Raw genomic sequence first — 233 nt, 5'->3', positions numbered from 1 at the left:
CATTCGAAACACATATTTTTATAACGTGCTCAATGTATTCTTTTTCTGCAAGCCATAGGGGTTTAACTTCGCTTTGTGATGTTGCCATATCAAAGGCGGGGGTTTCAGTACTTACTGGCTGCTCAGTAATAATTGGCGTGTGTTGCGCCTGCGTTTTTGTACTGACCGGTAATGCGGGGATCATATCCGTATCAATATATTGTTCAGGATGAAGTACCAATACATTACGGATC

Annotated in this window: 1 protein-coding gene; it reads right to left on the bottom strand. The window is 41.6% G+C overall.

Going from position 1 to position 233, the window contains the following annotated elements; all coding sequences use genetic code 11:
* Positions 1-233 (bottom strand): hypothetical protein (locus R2R70_RS23310; protein WP_410979392.1); only part of this gene is annotated, 233 nt, incomplete at both ends.

The organism is Cobetia sp. SIMBA_158 (genome assembly GCF_046566945.1).
In the GTDB taxonomy this organism is placed as follows: Bacteria; Pseudomonadota; Gammaproteobacteria; order Pseudomonadales; family Halomonadaceae; genus Cobetia; species Cobetia amphilecti.
The sequence above is the reverse complement of the archived record's forward strand: the minus strand, read 5'-3'. Positions and strand labels throughout refer to the sequence as shown.